Here is a 15,821-nt window from a genome sequence, read left to right on the forward strand (position 1 = left end):
ATAAAATAATTGTTATGGTAACAACCCACATGAAAGCATGGTGGTGTTTATCTGTCGCATTGTTCTTTTCCCTCCGTCTATCGGCCCAGGAGGACCCGTTGCCCTCCTGGAACGATGGTGCAGTAAAACAATCCATCATCAGTTTTGTAAAAATGGTAACCACGGAAGGAACAACACAATTTGTACCGATAGAAGACCGCATCGCCACCTTCGATAACGATGGCACGCTATGGGCGGAGAAACCCATTATACAGGGACTCTTCGCCGTGTTCCGCGTTCATCGCATGGTACAGGCCAACCCGGCCCTGAAAAGCAAAGAACCGTTTAAAGCAGTGTTGGAAAATGATAAAACCTGGTTTGCCAAAGCCGGGGAAAAAGGACTGATAGAACTGATTGATGTTACGCATACCGGTTTAACACAAAAAGAATTTGCCGCGGAAGCAAAACTCTTTTTTGAAACAGTGAAGCATCCTTCGCTCAATGTGCCATTGTCGCAGGTACTATACCAACCCCAGCTGGAACTGTTAATGTATCTGCGCATGAACGGATTTAAAACATTCATCTGCTCAGGCGGCACCGTTGAGCTGATGCGCGCCATCAGCAGGCCCTGGTACGGCATTCCGCCGGAACAGGTAATAGGAACGGAATTCAAATACCGGTACGTGGACAGCGCCGGTGTGAACGATATCTGTCGCCTGTCCGGCATCAGCACCCTCAACGATAAACAGGAAAAACCCGTCAATATCCAGTACCATATTGGCAAAAGACCTATCCTGGCATGTGGCAATGAAGGCGGGGAAGGCGATGTGTATATGCTGCGTTTCTCCCAGGGAAATACTTATCCTTCTCTTCAGTTGCTGGTGAATCATGATGACGCCACACGCGAATTCCGGTATGAAGAAAAGAGTAATAAATCGCTGGGCATGGCTGCAGAATATCACTGGCAGGTAATCAGCGTAAAGAAAGACTGGAAAACAGTTTTTAATAAGTGAGGATTGTTTTTTTATCTGTTAAAGAAAGTTGAAATGATGATTAGAAGCAGATATTTTCCGTTACTGTTAATAGTTATTTCCTGCAACCGGCAACAGCCGGAAAAGCAGGCAGCCGACCTGGTAGGAAAGGCGGTCTGCTGCGCGGCGCCGTCAAGGTATGCCGCCGCCGCAGATAAAAAAGATCCAGCTAACATGGTATGGGTCGCCGGTGGACAATTTATGATGGGCACCGATGAAAAAGATGCTTACGACCAGGAAAGACCCGCACATCCCGTGAAGGTAGATGGCTTCTGGATAGATAAAACAGAAGTCACCAACGAAGACTTCAAAGCTTTTACAGACGCTACAAAGTATATAACGGTAGCTGAACGGAAACCTGTATGGGAAGACATCCGCAAGCAATTGCCCCCGGGAACTCCCAAGCCCGACGACAACCTGCTGGTACCCGGCTCCCTGGTATTCATCGTCCCGGATCGCCCGGTAAACACAGACGATATTTCCAACTGGTGGAAATGGGTGGCCGGCGCCGATTGGAAACATCCCGAAGGCCCCGGCAGTAATCTTGATGGCCGCTGGAAACACCCCGTAGTGCAAATTGCCTGGGAAGATGCCAACGCCTATGCAAAATGGGCCGGCAAACGCCTGCCCACAGAAGCAGAATGGGAATACGCGGCGAGAGGCGGACAGGCGGAAAAACGCTACGCCTGGGGAAATGATTTTAAACCCGGTGAACATTATATGGCCAATACCTACCAGGGCCATTTTCCGGATAAGAATTCAGGAGAAGATGGATTTACAGGAACCGCCCCGGTAGCCAGTTTCCCGGCCAATGCCTACGGACTGTTTGATATGACCGGTAATGTATGGGAGTGGACCGCCGACTGGTACGACGCTTCTTTCTATAAAAAAATAAACGTCCGCGCCGTACAGGTAGACCCGCAGGGCCCTGCCGGTACCTACGATCCGGATGACCAGTACGCCATCAAAAGAGTCACCAAAGGCGGCTCCTTTTTATGCGCCAATAACTATTGCGTAAACTACCGCCCCAGCGCCAGAAGAGGCACCTCCTGCGATTCAGGGGCTTCTCATATCGGCTTCCGCTGCGTGAAAGACAAGGAAAACGACAAGGGGAAAACAATACTGGTGCAAAATAAATAACACTAAAATACGAATCATGAAAAATGTATTAAGTGGCTTGCTGGTTGGCCTGACTCTGTTTTCCTGTAACTCTCAGAAAAGCACTACACCGGCATCGAACAACAGGCAAAATAATGTAGTAACCGCCGGCGATCCCGATACAGCTGCGGTATACATGGATAAGGATATTCCCGCCAGGAGATCCATTAATACCCTGTTCGATAAAATGGATTACCAGGAGGCCGTACAGTGCTACCTGTGGGGGCTGCCCATCGTTGCTTTTGCAGAATGGCAGCACGTTCATTTTGATGTATTCGGGGCCGGCAGCAACGACCTCGTATTTTATAATACCTATGAGGATAAGCTGGGTATCTTAACCGCAAATGCGACCACCCCATATATCATAGATTTTATAAACCTGGCAAAAAATGGCCCCACCGTTATCGAAATGCCCCCAGGACATACTGCAGGCGGATTAGCGGATTTCTGGCAACGGGAACAAACCGTGATTGGTGAAATGGGCCCCGACAAAGGCACCGGCGGTAAATATGTTTTAGTGCCACCGGGACAAAAAGACTTTAAAGCCCCCGGATTTTTTATTATTCCCTGTAACACCATGAATATGTTCTTCGGCTTCAGATCGCTCGACCCCGATCCTCAAAAAGCAGCAGCACTGGTGCACGCTGTTAAAATATATCCGTATGCACAACGTGCGAATCCTGCGCCTACAAAGGTAGTAAGCCCTTCCGGCAAAAAGTATTTTGGCGGACAGCCGGATGGACTCGCCTACTGGGAAAGGCTGCACGCTATCATCCAGGAAGAACCGGTAGAGGAGCGCGACCGGTTTTTTATGGCATGGCTGGATAACCTGGGCGTCAAGAAGGGTAAACCATTTGCCCCCACAGAAAGACAAAAAAATATACTGATCGCGGCCGCGGAAAGAGGAAAACAAATGGCGATGGTAAATTCATTTGCCAAACGTTTTGATAGCGTATATCATTGGCCCGACCGGAAATGGGATTATGTGACAATCATCGGCGATCCGTTCCAACGCGCAGTCAACTACGATGAATTTTTCCAACGTACTTCCTACTTCTTTGAAGCCGTTACCTACTCTAAAGCCATGACCACTAAAATACCCAATGTAGGTCAGGCTTACCTCGGCGCCTATGAAGATAAAAACGGAGAATGGCTGCTGGGGGACCTTAATTATACATTACATATACCCGCCAATCCACCGGCCGTAAACTTCTGGTCGCTCACGGTATACGACTCTAATACCCGCTGCCTGATAGATAATCCACAACAGAATGCAGATCTTTCTTCCCGGAAAGACCTGATCAAAAACAACGACGGTTCTGTGGATCTTTACTTCGGTCCAAAAGCGCCGGAAGGAAAAGAAAAGAATTGGGTGCAAACTTTACCCGGTAAACACTGGTTTGCCTATATGCGCTTCTATGGCCCAACCGCAGCATATTTCGATAAGAGCTGGAAGATGGATGATATTACGCAAGTGAAAGAGTAACTACATCTCAGAAAAATAAAACAAAAAAGCTCCGTTATCATGACGGAGCTTTTGCATACTATTTCCCTGCCGGTAAAATCGATTTCTTGACATCAACTACATACGTATCCGTCCACCGGTCGTGCCACGGATGACACCAGCTGCCAAATGCACTGAATGCATTGAACGGAACCGCACGGCTCAATCCCCTCAGGAAAGCGGTTTTCCCCGATATCTCCGTACCATCTTCATTTACGGCACGGGTGCCTGTGATAAGTTTGCCGAGCGACTTCCCCTTGAATATCGCTTCTACTGCACCCATATAGATGCCATACGCCAGCATGGCGAGCAACCTGTCCAGGAGGTTTCCACCCGGCGAATCTGCATAGTCCAGTAAATCCGGATATGCAACAGTAATAGGTATCGTCACAGCTATCAGGACAAGATAAAAGCTGAGCAGGTCTATGATGTAATTAGCAAGGCGCCGGCCATGACCTGCCATCTCAAGCGATGCTTCATCGGTGAATATGGATTCTTGTGTTTGTAATTCCATAGGTTAAAAGGATTTGATAGTAAAATAAGAAATAATAATCTGATTTTATTGCTCCGGAAGAATTAATTCAACTTCGTCTTTATAATTTCCCTGATCTTCACTTCAACATTATTCAGCACAAAACATACAGATATCTGCGGAAGCAGCGATTTAATCGCCGGAAGCCATTTTTTATTTAAAAAAGTCCCTTTATCTAAATGATTGTCCCGTTCATTTTCAGGCAAACATTTATGAAATAAATAACTTTGCCCCGGAATTTAACCCACGTAAGGAATGAGGAAACAAATGATAACGGTACTTTTAATGCTGATCTGGCTTTGCCAGCTATCAGGCCGTTATGTGGTGATGATTGGGTTTTATGTAAACCAGGAATACATCGCCAAAAATTTATGTATTAACCGCAATCAACCACAACTGCATTGTAACGGTAAATGTCACCTTACCAAACAACTCCGTGAAGAAGACCGGAAAGAACACGAAAGCCCCTGGAGCAAAACAGATAACAGGAGCGAAATATTCTATGCCCATCTCCCTGGTAATAATATTTTCAAACCCGCATTCACTGCTGTGGATACAAACTACCCGCTATGTTTTAATATAGGCGTTCCCGTTGATCAGCCATCAGCCGTTTTTCGTCCACCCATCGCGGGAGTTCCGCATATGCTTTAAAAGCCTGCATCCCTTGCAGGCAGGGCTATCTATTGCCCGTGCCATTCATAATTATTTCTTCATAACACCATTTAACATGTATCGTATCAGGCAAATTATACTCACCATCCTGGTGATCAGCAGTGGCATATCCGCCTGCAAAAAAGACAATACCACCCCGGTAGCAGATGAAACCGTGAAAGCCACCTTATCTATTCAGTTTGATAACATCGCAGGCGATAAAAATCTCCAGCTGAATACCGGCACTTATATCAACGCAGCAGGAGAAACCTTTAAAGTAGACCGCCTGAAATATTTCATCACCAATATTAAAGTGAGAAATGCAGGCGGACAGGAATATATCGTTCCCAAAGACAGCAGCTATTTCCTCGTATCAGAATCAGAAGCAGCATCGCAATTTGTAAAAGTGCGTGTACCGGAAGGAGAATATACGTCCCTGAGTTTCATCCTGGGGGTAGATAGCCTGAGCAGTGTAATGGAGGTGAGTAAGCGCACCGGCGTGCTCGACCCTTCCGCCGGAATGGACGATGGCATGTACTGGAGCTGGAACATGGGATACATCTTCTTTAAAATGGAAGGCATCTCTGATGCCGCCCCAACAGACCCCAGCGGGCAACACAAATTCCGGTACCACATCGGCGGCTTCGGTGGATACAGCGCACCTACCTTAAACAATAACAGGACCATTACTATTAACCTCACCGCCGGCGGCGCAGCAAAAGTGCGGCAGGGCAGGGAAGCGAACATCCACCTCATGGTAGACATCCTGAAAATGTTCAATGGCGCTACTACCGTCAGCATTTTAACCAATCCCACGGTGATGTTTGGCGACTTCAGCGCAAAGATCGCGGATAACTATACACATATGTTCCACCACGATCATACGGAGAACTAAAACTAACGGTCATGACTAAACTAAGATGGGGTATCTTCCTGGTACTCCTTTTACCGGCATGCAGCAAAAGCGATGAACTAAAGGAACCGGCCGGCACATTTACCGGTTTTCAGCAGCCCGCAGGATTCCCTGCGCCGGTATATAAACTGGTCAGCAATCCCGTCACCAAAGAAGGCTTTGAGCTTGGACGCAAGCTGTTCTATGAGCCGCGGCTTTCCCGCAATAACACCATTTCATGCGGCAGCTGTCACATTCAAACCGCGGCCTTTACCCATCACGGGCATGATGTAAGTCATGGTATCGACGACCGGCTGGGCAGCCGCAATTCTCCGCCCATCATGAACCTGGCATGGAATACTACCTTCATGTGGGATGGCGGTGTTTTTGACCTCGACCTGCAGCCGGTAGCGCCCATCACCAACTTCGTGGAAATGGATGAAACAGTGGGGAACGTGCTGAATAAACTACGTCAAACATCGCCTTACCCGGCGCTGTTCAAAAAAGTATTCGGCACAGAAGAAATCACCACCGCCCGGATGATGAAAGCACTCTCGCAATTTATGGTAATGGTGGTCAGCGACCAGTCGAAATACGATAGCGTAACCCGTAAACAGGCCACCTTCACACCGGCGGAACAACAGGGCTATACCTTGTTCCGGCAGAAATGCAGCAGCTGCCACCAGGAGCCGCTGTTCACCGATCATTCCTTCCGGAACAATGGTATCGGCATCGGTCCCAACAACGACGAAGGCCGGTACCCGATCACGCTGAACCCTGCCGACCGGTATAAGTTCAAAGTGCCCAGTCTGCGTAACCTCGCTTACACCGCCCCTTATATGCACGATGGCCGCTTTTATACGCTCCAGGGCGTACTAAATCACTACGCATCGGAAGTGCAGGACGGCCCAACACTCGATCCCCTGATGAAAATAAATACGAAGCCCGGAATTCCGCTCAGTGCAGCAGAACAGCAATCACTGCTGGTATTCCTCAACACACTGAACGACCGGTCTTTTGTTAAAGACAAACGGTTCTCAGAAGAATCACAATAAAATATCCAACTAATGAAAAAAATACTACTGTTGATGATGGGTATAGCCACCGGCATCTATGAGGCCAGGGCCTGTGATATCTGCGGCTGTGGCGTAGGAAGCTACTACATCGGCCTGCTGCCGGATTTTAAAAAGAAGTTCATCGGTGTCCGGTACCAGTATAAAACACTGCGTTCTCACCTGGGGCCTGGAGGCACAACTTCCTATCTTACTACCAACGAAATCTACCAAACAGCAGAACTCTGGGGAGGATGGAACATCGGCAAACGCTTCCGGGTGCTGGGGTTTATACCGGTTAATTTCAACAGCCGCGAAAACCAGGGCGCCACCCTGCGTAAATCCGGTATCGGCGATATAGCAGTGGTAGGCTACTACCAGCTACTGGATAAACAACATACTACCGGCAATGGTAAACTGTTGGTACAATCGCTATGGATAGGAGGGGGCATAAAAGTACCCACCGGGAAATATGAGCCCGCAGAGCACAAGGAAAATGAAGACACACCTAATAATTTCCAGCTGGGCACTGCCAGCACCGACTTCACTCTAAATGCCATGTACGATGTGCGGCTAATGGACTTCGGCGTAAATGCGAATGTAAGCTACAAGATCAACACCGCTAATAAATACGACTACCAGTATGGAAATAAATTCACGGCAAACATACTGGCCTATTATAAAATAAGAACAGCAGAAAAAGTAACGCTGGCGCCCAATGCAGGCATACTGTACGAAACAGCCGAAAAGGATACGGAAGCAAAAAAGTATGCAGTGGATATTTCAGGCGGGCATTCGCTCCTGGCTACGGCGGGGCTGGAAGCCACTATGGGCGTTGTTTCCGTGGGAGGTAATTTTCAACCCGTTATTTCACAACAGCTGGCCGATAGCCGGATTAAAGCCGGAAATCGTGTAATGGTACACGTTACTTATTTGTTTTAGTCCGCATATAAATTATGCCCACGCGATGGTAAACAGGTGAAAGCCATTTTCGAAACGATAGCTTTCCTGCCAGCCATGTAGCTGGCAAATCTGGCGCACAATAGCCAGTCCCAGACCGGTGCCGGTTGTGTTGGGGGAGGAAGTGCCAAAACGCCGGAAAAGCATTTTCTCCTCCAATGGCATGGCGCCTGTATTGGATATTTCCAGCAATTGTGCCTTCAGGGTAATGGTAACCGTATCTTTCGGATGACTGTGCCGCACAGCATTCATGATCAGGTTGGTGAGCATGATCTCTGCCAGTATTTTATTGCCTGATAACACAACGTCCGGTGCAATGTGTTTTACTACCTGCAGTTGTTTGTCTTCCAGGAAATCGTCCAGTAACGAAATATGATTTTCCAACAGCGCCGATAAGTTGATGGCTTCTTTCCCGGAAAACTGGCTGTTCTCAATTTTGGCCAGTAGCAGCAGGTTTTTATTGATGCGTGTTACCTTCGACAACGATTGATGCGCCTCATCGATGAGCGCAGATTGTTCGCCTGTGATGGGTTTGCTCTGGTGCAGCAGGTCCAGCTTGAACTTCACAATAGATAACGGCGTTTGCAATTCGTGCGATGCATTTTGAGTGAACTCCTTTTGTTGTTTGTATACCGCAATATTACCCGCAATGAGTTTTTCCAGGTGATGATTGAGCGTCTCAAATTCTTCAATCCCGGTTTTTTCAAATTCAATGGCATATTGCTTGTGAAGGTCAAACGACTGGATCTTTTGCAGGCTGCTGTAAAAAGGACGCCACAATTTTTCCGATGTTCGGTTATTGATAAAAATAAGACCGCCCAACAGGATCAGGAAGAAAAGAAATGCCACACCTGCAATGGCGATAATGGTTTCATGCGATTCTTCCATATTCACTTCCTGTGTAAGCCGGAGTACTTTTCCATTGATCGTAAAGTAGGTAACCAGCCCCTGGAACCTGTCCCGGCCCTTTGCGGGGATGTATTTATTTTTCCGGTAGATGTTATACGTGGAGTCCGGCCGCAGTGCGGCAACAGGTTGTAATTGTGTTTCCGGCTGCAGTTTATTCCAGAGTGCCACGCTTTCAGTGAGTTCTTTATCAGTAAGGGAAAGTGCCTGCAGGTTTTGCCGGGTGGTGGCGCTTACAATGCGGTTATGTTCTTTTAATTCATGTGCCCATATGAAATCTATAATAGCGTAATAGGCGGGAATGCTGCACGCCAGCACAATTCCGGCGTATAGCACAAATGCCCTCATCGATTTATTAAGCAACTTATTCATAGCCTTGCAGGATGCTTTAAGGCTGCTAAGATAAACTATACTTCCCACCTGTACCCGGTGCCGTAAATAGTTTTCAGGTAATGACTGCACCCTGCTTCGCCCAGTTTCTTTTTCAGGTTTTTGATGTGGGCGTAAATGAAGTTATGATCATCGAGCATCCCGGCAATGTCACCCGACAGGTGTTCTGCCAGCGCGTTTTTAGAGATAACTTTATTTTTGTTGCCGATGAAATAGAGTAACAGGCCAAATTCTTTTTTGGTGAGAATCACCGGTGCATTATTGATGAGCACTGTTTTCGACAACAGGTTAATGGTGAGTTCATTTTGCCGGATAATATTGCTGTTATTGAATTTCCTTCTCCTGATAATAGAAAAAATCCTGGCCGATAGTTCCGGTAAATGAAAGGGTTTGGCGAGGTAATCATCCGCCCCGGTTTGTAGTCCCTGTATCTTATCTTCATAAGAATCTTTCGCGGAAATGATAATAATGCCTTCTTCCTTATCCCTTTTTTTTATTTCTTCCAGCAGCCTGATGCCATCGCCGCCGGGTAGCATCAGGTCCAGCAGGATGCATTCATATTCAAACATTTCTATTTTTGCCAATGCCTGTTGGTAGGTACCGGCATATTCACATACATAATTTTCACCTGACAAATAAGAGATAATGCTTTGTGCCAGCTGTATCTCGTCTTCTATAATCAGTAATTTCATGGCACTAAATTAGGTTTCAATTCTGAATAAATTCTGAATTTATCCACTGCCAGCATGGACTTGATGCCGTGTAGTCATCCTGTTTATCTTTCTTTATAATTCTTAATTAATTGTATAACATGCATTTATGAATTGTATTGTGTTTTTATTTATCTTTCAGGAGATGAATAACGGCGGGATCGCCCAATTTATAGGAGTAAATCACGGTACACAGGGGAGTGGAACTTTTCCCGATCCGTCTGAGCTAATCGATGGGATTGATTTTTCTTTGCACAAAATTAATCTCGTTGAAACATTTATACCTTATTCTCGGCCTCATTTTTATCAACCTTACTGTACTGGCACAAACGGGTGTCATTAAAGGAAAGATCAGCTCCGCCGACGGGCAGCCTGCAGCATTTGTAACGATTGGATTGAAAGATACTAAAAAGGGTACCCTGACAGACGAAGCTGGTCAGTTTACATTGAAAAATGTAAAGCCCGGTAACTATACACTGGTCATCTCTTACACCGGCGCTAAAACACTGCATCAATCCGTAACTATCGGCACAGATGAAGTAACCGCCGTAAATATAGCACTGGAAGCTACCGCCAGCCAGTTAAACGAAGTAGTGGTAGATGGCACTAAAACCAGAACGATTAATAAAAGACCGGTAAGCATCGGGAAATTACCGGTACCGGTAATGGATCTGCCGCAAAGCGTGGCGATCATTGGTCATGAAGTACTGGAAAACCAGCAGGCACAACGCCTCAGCGATGTGGTAAAGAACATCAACGGCGTATACATGGCCTCCATGAGAGCTGGTACACAGGAAACATTTAACGCCCGGGGCTACGGATTTTCCAGCACCAATACCTTCAAGAACGGCGCCCGCGTTAATTCCGGCGCTATGCCCGAAATGAGCTCTCTCGAAAGGGTAGAAGTGCTGAAAGGCAGCGCGGCCATCCTGTATGGCAACGTATCTCCCGGCGCTGTTATGAACATGGTTACGAAACAACCCAAATTCAATTTTGGTGGTGAAGTAAATCTCCGTGCCGGCAGCTACGGATTGCTGAAACCCGCCTTTGACATATACGGCCCTCTGTCGTCCAAAATAGCCTACCGCGTAAACGGTACCTTTGAAACCGCCGACAGCTACCGCGATCAGGTACACTCCAAACGCTACTATGTAAATCCCTCCCTGTTGTTCAAACTGAGCGACCGCACGGAATTAGTGGTGCAGGCAGATTACCTGAAACACGACTTCACACCGGATTTTGGTACCGGTTCCATCGGCGATACGGCATTGATCAAAACGTCGCGCAACACTTTCTACGGCGCTCCCTGGCAGTATGCACACACGCAGCAAACCACTGCATCTGCCAACATCAAACATAAACTGAACGATAACTGGGCAATCACCGGTAACATTGCTTACTCTAAATATTACCGGGACTATTATTCCATAGAAAGGATCCAGGCGAAAGGCGACAGCACCTGGGCGCGCCCGCTGGGAAGAAATGGCACCAATGAAGATTACTACGCCGCACAGGTGGATTTAACCGGCAAAGTAAGGACCGGCGCCATAGAGCATACGATCCTCGCCGGCGTGGATGCCGACAGGTACCTCACAGGCACTTATGGATACACCGTACCATCTATCAACAAAACAACCGGTATCTATGATATCATCAATGTATACGAACCCAATAAATTCCCGCGTCGTACCGATATGCCGGTAGATACACTGAAAACGATTCTCAATGCACCGGTTAACCGGTTAGGCGCTTATGTACAGGATCTGATCAGCATCTCAGAAAAGATCAAAGTACTGGCAGGTGTGCGTTTCTCTTACCTGCAAACAGAAGCCCCGGTTACCTACAACTTTAAAGGTGGTAAAACCTCCGGTAAATCTAAATATGATCACGCATTTTCACCCCGCTTCGGCCTGGTGTATAAGCCTGTTGCATCTACGGCTGTATTTGCAAGCTACTCCACTTCGTTTACCCCTAACAGTGGTCAGGATATCTATGGCGCAAACCTGGAACCATCCATTATTGAACAGTATGAATTGGGCGTGAAAAACGATATTCTGAAAGGACGTTTGTCCGTTAACGTTACTGCCTACCGCATCCGGAATAACAACTATGCACAAATGGCAGCGTTTAAGAGCGATGGTACAATTAACAGCAACACCAGTGTAAAAACCCTGATCGGTGAAACCCTCAGCCAGGGCGTGGAACTGGATGTCGCAGGTCATCCCGTAGCAGGTCTGGATCTCGTAGCAGGCTACAGCTATAACAGCATGACGATCGAAAAAACGCCTGGTCTTACCGGCAGCTCCATAGAAGGAGAACGCCTGGTAGGTAACCCGAATCACACCGCCAATGCAAGCGCATTTTATACTTTACAGGAAACAAAACTGAAAGGACTGAAAGTGGGTGTTGGATATTACTACCTCGGTCAGCGCTATGCGGGCTGGAACAATACTATCAATCAAACACAAAAATACAACCGCCTGATTTCTGTTCCCGGCTTCTCTACCCTCGACCTGAGCGCAGGATATGTTTTCAAACGCTTTGCAGTAATGGGTAAAGTATCCAATGTTACCAATACTTATAGCTACTACGTACACGAAAACTATAGCATCAACCCAATACCGCCTACCCAGTTTACCGGAACGGTGTCTTACAAGTTCTAAGAGATCGCCTTCGGCGATTTTAAATTGTCTTGGAGCAGGATTACGCTGATTATACTGATTTTTTTGATTTTTATTTTTTTGATTTTATAAAGGATTAAGGGAGATATAAGCGGATATATTCGCTTTTATCTCCCTTAATTATTATTAAATCATAAAAAATCAAAAGAATAAAAATCAAAAAAATCAGTATAATCAGCGTAATCCTGCTCCAAGACAATTTAAAATCGCCGAAGGCGATCTCCTCCCCAAACAATTTCCCGCCTTAGTTGTTCAGTAAGGAACCGTCTTATTCACCCGTTAAGTACAACATGATGATCAGAGTAATACTCACCTCTATTCTTTTTTTATGCATAAGCCAATTGTTGTTTGCCCAGGATGCCAATTATTGGTCCGGTAACTATGGCCCCGGTGGCTTTTTTACTCCCGGCGCTGTTATCGCCAACAACAGGGACAGCGGCGTCCTTTTTTATAATCCCGCATTGCAGGCGCTTACCAGAAAGAAAACCGCTTCTATCTCAGGAACAGTGTACCAGGTGGAATCCATCAAGGTTAAGAATGGCGCCGGTACCGGGAAAAACCTGCATTCACGTATTACCTCCAGTGTCCCCCAGATGTTATCCGGTATCGTATCGGTGGGCCGCAGGAAACCCCTTTATATAGGCTATGCACTTACACACACCTCTGTGCTGAATTACAATGTATCGCAGCAACAGGATACAAAGCTCAATGTGGTAGGTGGCAACGGAAATCCCGCGTTGGAATATTATATCGGCCAGTATAATTTTCAGAACATTACCCGGGAAACATCTGCCCTTATCAGCTCGGGATTTAAACTTTCCAACCGCTGGGCAATCGGTTTTATGGCGGAAGGACAATCCCGCTCTCAGCACTACAGCGAAAATTTCACCGCCCGTGCGCTGTTGGGCGACAATACCTCCAGCACCATGCCGCTGGCCAGTAATGAGGGCGCCTACCAGGTAGATTATCATCACATCGGTTTGAAATTGAGGGTTGGTTTTAGCTATGAAGCAGAGAAACATCATTTCGGACTATTACTTTCTTCCCCCCTTATTCACCTGCAAGGAAAAGGAACTTTACTGAGTAATAATGCTATCGCAAATGTCCATTACTTAGATCAGGAAGCCATCAACCTGCTGGCAAACACCCGGCAAACAAATCTGAAAACAAACTATAAAATGCCCGCCAGCATAGCTTTAGGCTATGCATACGACTATCGCAAAGGTCAGGTATATATGGCGGCAGAATACTTCCTGAAAGTAAAAGATTACAATATTCTTACCCCGCGTCCTGAAATTTTTGAAAGACCAGACACCGGGAATAATAATTCAACTGCCATCGCATTGCTGGAAATGCGGGAAGGCAGAAGAGCTATTTTTAATATGTCCGTTGGCGTTAGCTACCTGCTGAAACCACAATTAACGGGCTATTGTTCCTTCAGAACTGATTTTAATTATGCTGATAGAAAAGATACCAATGGATTTTCACCTAATACATCTACCTGGGATAACTACTATTGCCAGCTGGGAGTAAACATCAAAAGAAGCCGATACAATCTCCGTACAGGTATTTTATTGGGTTACGGCCACACCGGCAACTATCAGCAACCCATTAACTTCGATGATCCAAAAGAGTCTAACCTGCTGACTGGTGTCATTGGCACGGTACCGGCTACACGAATGACTGCTGCTTTGATGATCGCCTTTATTCATAACCTGTAAATATCCTTTACACGAAAAATGGTTTCGTAGCGTTTGATAAATACATTTTCAACCCAGGCGAAGATGAGCAGACAGATATCATGGTGAAAAAAAATTTAAATTCTGACAAATGAGTTTCAATACACAACCCATATTAGAAAACGAAAAAGTGATCCTTTACCCGTTGGAAGGAAAAGATTTTGAAGCTTTATACGCCGTAGCATCAGACCCGGAAATATGGCGGCAGCATCCGAATCAGGATCGTTGGAAAAGAGAAGTATTCCAGGTGTTCTTCGACGGGGCAATGCAAAGCGAAGGAGCATTTAAAGTAGTGGATAAAGCCACAGGGAACATTATAGGAAGTACACGGATTTATAACTATGATGAACAGGACAACAGCATATTCATAGGCTATACATTTTACGCTACATCGTGTTGGGGAAAGGGTATTAACCAATCAGTAAAAACGATCATGTTGGATTATGTTTTTCAATTTGTTGAAAAAGTTTATTTCCATATCGGAGCCGGCAATATCCGTTCACAAATTGCCATTGGCCGTATTGGTGCAGAAAAAATTGCAGAGGAGGAGGTGATTTATGACGGAGAAACGCCCAGGTTAAATTTTGTGTATGAAATCAGTAAAGGAAACTGGAGATGAAGTGATTTAAGGAAATCTCCCGCTAGTGGTGACCCCGGAAACGATGCTAAATATTTTTTGATGATTAGCAGTAAGATGGATGCCAGTTAGTGGTCGTTATCTCTCTGTTTGCCCAATTGTATCTCTCTGTTCATTTTGTTCATTACTGCCAATTATTATTATTGTTTGTTGGACATTTTAAATGTTTTTGTATATTCGTACAGCCTTCGATGTAATGCAAATAGAGCTTACTGTAAAAGTGCCTTACCACTCTGCTATTCTTCAATTTAATGTCGCTATGCATTTAAAGATGTATTAACCTAAAGTGTCTCTCCCTTTGATTTGGGGGCTGGATTCGCTTTTTCTTTAACAAACCGTTTTTATGAAAACCTTTTAGCAAATCATCATCAGCAATGAAGAACCCGACCGCGACAGCTAATTGTCTTAATGTTTATTGTTACTTGAGTAAGTAACAGGTTATTGTTATTGTCATGTGGATAGTTTCGTTTATACTATAACGTTATATGTCTACCCTGTTTAGAACAAGGAAAGCTATTATTTAACCTTGTGATTTGAATGGCCGGAAGGTCATACTGGCTATGTATTGCCGCTGCTGCATTAGTGGAGCATCCGGGGATGCAGGCAGGACAGGAGTTTTTTGCCTTGTGAAATCAAAATCATTGAAAAATATACAGTATAGTCCAGGCATAGTAAACACAATGCAGTGATATGAGGAATAAATACATCCGGATCTTGTCTACGTCATTGCATAATAACAGGAATTTTCTGTAAAAGCTATTCTATTACACCCATTGAAATCAATTTATTGAAAAGATAAATCCCATTATATGAGAACCATAATCTTATTCCGCATTGTTGTGGTGTTGCTCTCCCTGTTTAATTTTTATACGCAGCATAATGCTATTGATACTGGCACTGATAAACCCTGCAGTAGTCCACGTTCAGGAGATATTACCCATCATGATGATATACTTATTCCGGAGCGATAGTCGCCGTGCCGGAATGCTCCATCTAATA

General features: G+C 45.7%; 14 protein-coding genes. 11 read left to right on the forward strand and 3 right to left on the reverse strand.

The features are described from left to right. Positions 1 to 14 precede the first annotated feature (14 nt). The 3 genes from ACMXI2_RS08815 to ACMXI2_RS08825 are packed head-to-tail and all read left to right on the forward strand — an operon-like array spanning position 15 to position 3,654. Positions 15 to 992, forward strand: coding sequence for an HAD family hydrolase (locus tag ACMXI2_RS08815; protein ID WP_483781320.1), 978 nt, complete (start codon positions 15 to 17; stop codon positions 990 to 992). 33 nt (positions 993 to 1,025) lie between these two features. After that, the gene (locus ACMXI2_RS08820) at positions 1,026 to 2,150 is read left to right on the forward strand and encodes a formylglycine-generating enzyme family protein (RefSeq protein ID WP_483781321.1); all 1,125 of its coding nucleotides are present in this window, start codon (positions 1,026 to 1,028) and stop codon (positions 2,148 to 2,150) included. A gap of 16 nt (positions 2,151 to 2,166) precedes the next feature. Next, entirely contained in the window at positions 2,167 to 3,654 is a 1,488-nt protein-coding gene (locus ACMXI2_RS08825) for a DUF1254 domain-containing protein (RefSeq protein WP_483781322.1), read from the forward strand. A 58-nt stretch (positions 3,655 to 3,712) separates the two neighbouring features. Here ACMXI2_RS08825 and ACMXI2_RS08830 read toward each other — a convergent pair whose 3' ends face one another. Beyond that, complete coding sequence (locus ACMXI2_RS08830; protein ID WP_483781323.1) at positions 3,713 to 4,186, reverse strand: RDD family protein; 474 nt, start codon at positions 4,184 to 4,186, stop codon at positions 3,713 to 3,715. Positions 4,187 to 4,459: 273 nt separating this feature from the next. Between ACMXI2_RS08830 and ACMXI2_RS08835 the strand changes: the two genes are divergently transcribed. From ACMXI2_RS08835 to ACMXI2_RS08850, 4 genes are all read left to right on the forward strand, one after another. Continuing rightward, complete coding sequence (locus tag ACMXI2_RS08835) at positions 4,460 to 4,855, forward strand: hypothetical protein (protein ID WP_483781324.1); 396 nt, start codon at positions 4,460 to 4,462, stop codon at positions 4,853 to 4,855. 76 nt (positions 4,856 to 4,931) lie between these two features. After that, positions 4,932 to 5,750, forward strand: coding sequence for an MbnP family protein (locus ACMXI2_RS08840; protein WP_483781325.1), 819 nt, complete (start codon positions 4,932 to 4,934; stop codon positions 5,748 to 5,750). Between the two features lie 11 nt (positions 5,751 to 5,761). Next, positions 5,762 to 6,802 (forward strand): cytochrome-c peroxidase, encoded by a 1,041-nt coding sequence (locus ACMXI2_RS08845; protein WP_483781326.1) that lies wholly within the window; start codon positions 5,762 to 5,764, stop codon positions 6,800 to 6,802. A 12-nt stretch (positions 6,803 to 6,814) separates the two neighbouring features. Beyond that, positions 6,815 to 7,741, forward strand: coding sequence for a transporter (locus ACMXI2_RS08850; protein WP_483781327.1), 927 nt, complete (start codon positions 6,815 to 6,817; stop codon positions 7,739 to 7,741). A gap of 12 nt (positions 7,742 to 7,753) precedes the next feature. Here ACMXI2_RS08850 and ACMXI2_RS08855 read toward each other — a convergent pair whose 3' ends face one another. Together ACMXI2_RS08855 and ACMXI2_RS08860 are read right to left on the reverse strand one after the other, a co-directional pair. Next, positions 7,754 to 9,037, reverse strand: coding sequence for a sensor histidine kinase (locus tag ACMXI2_RS08855; protein WP_483781328.1), 1,284 nt, complete (start codon positions 9,035 to 9,037; stop codon positions 7,754 to 7,756). A 35-nt stretch (positions 9,038 to 9,072) separates the two neighbouring features. Next, entirely contained in the window at positions 9,073 to 9,747 is a 675-nt protein-coding gene (locus tag ACMXI2_RS08860) for a response regulator transcription factor (RefSeq protein WP_483781329.1), read from the reverse strand. A gap of 287 nt (positions 9,748 to 10,034) precedes the next feature. Between ACMXI2_RS08860 and ACMXI2_RS08865 the strand changes: the two genes are divergently transcribed. The 4 genes from ACMXI2_RS08865 to ACMXI2_RS08880 all read left to right on the forward strand — a co-directional run bounded on the left by ACMXI2_RS08865 (position 10,035) and on the right by ACMXI2_RS08880 (position 15,793). Continuing rightward, a complete protein-coding gene (locus tag ACMXI2_RS08865) occupies positions 10,035 to 12,428 on the forward strand; it encodes a TonB-dependent siderophore receptor (RefSeq protein WP_483781330.1) in 2,394 nt (797 codons plus the stop codon). 311 nt (positions 12,429 to 12,739) lie between these two features. Next, complete coding sequence (locus ACMXI2_RS08870; RefSeq protein WP_483781331.1) at positions 12,740 to 14,167, forward strand: hypothetical protein; 1,428 nt, start codon at positions 12,740 to 12,742, stop codon at positions 14,165 to 14,167. 109 nt (positions 14,168 to 14,276) lie between these two features. Then, a complete protein-coding gene (locus ACMXI2_RS08875) occupies positions 14,277 to 14,804 on the forward strand; it encodes a GNAT family N-acetyltransferase (protein WP_483781332.1) in 528 nt (175 codons plus the stop codon). Positions 14,805 to 15,631: 827 nt separating this feature from the next. Further along, complete coding sequence (locus tag ACMXI2_RS08880) at positions 15,632 to 15,793, forward strand: hypothetical protein (RefSeq protein WP_483781333.1); 162 nt, start codon at positions 15,632 to 15,634, stop codon at positions 15,791 to 15,793. Positions 15,794 to 15,821: the final 28 nt, after the last annotated feature.

The sequence above is a fragment of the Chitinophaga sp. G7 BAM 1005 genome, from assembly GCF_057126945.1.